Origin of the sequence: Winslowiella iniecta, assembly GCF_001267535.1 — a bacterium.
Classification (GTDB): domain Bacteria; phylum Pseudomonadota; class Gammaproteobacteria; order Enterobacterales; family Enterobacteriaceae; genus Erwinia; species Erwinia iniecta.
This window is the reverse complement of the sequence record NZ_JRXE01000065.1, coordinates 1-845: the sequence shown is the minus strand read 5'-3', so window position 1 is coordinate 845 and position 845 is coordinate 1. Positions and strand designations below refer to the sequence as shown.

Here is an 845-nt window from a genome sequence, read left to right as displayed (position 1 = left end):
AAAGTATGCCAGAAGTTTTTCCGGGGCGCTCTGGCCCCATTTCATCAGTACCGACAGAACGCACTGCTTGATGCCACCGTTGCCCTGACGCGTGGAGCTTCACTTACTCTGACCAGTATTGGCCGTTATTTACCGGGTGGTGCTCAGGTTAAGCACAAGATAAAGCGTGTTGACCGCCTGCTCGGCAACACGGCACTTCATGATGACATCCCGCTGATATTTAAAAATATAACTTCGCTGCTCACCCGACGACTTTCGTGGTGTGTCATTGCTGTTGACTGGAGCGGTTACCCTTCGCAGGCGTTCCATGTATTGCGGGCGAGCCTGATTTGTGATGGCCGTTCTATCCCGCTTATGAGCCAGATTGTACCGTCGAAGAAACAGCAAAACTCACTGATACAGAGAGCTTTTCTCGATTCTCTTTCCGCTGCCATCGCACCAGAAACCCGGGTACTGATTGTCACCGATGCCGGTTTTCAGAATGCGTGGTTTCGCCATATTAAAACACTGGGCTGGGATTTTATCGGTCGTGTCAGAGGCAACATTCATCTCCGGCTGGATAAAAAACCGGAGTGCTGGATAAGGCGGCACGAGCTACAGGCCACTAATAAACCGGAATATCTGGGGCCGGGAACGCTTGCCCGGGCAGAATATGCACGCTGTGAAGGGCATTTTTATCTTCATAAAAAAGAGTCTGCAAGCCGTAAAAACAAACGCGCTCGTTGCAGGATATCCCGTTACTCGCAGGCACAGGACGGACGTGCAGCAGCGAAAGAGCCGTGGTTAATATTCAGCAGCACAGCCGAGTTTAAACCACGTGAGGTGATGAAGTTATATGGTCGAAG

At 51.0% G+C, this 845-nt stretch carries 1 protein-coding gene; it reads left to right on the top strand.

Annotated features, from left to right (window positions below; genetic code table 11):
• The coding region (locus NG42_RS21610; RefSeq protein WP_052903083.1) for an IS4 family transposase at positions 1 to 845 on the top strand (845 nt) is incomplete at both ends.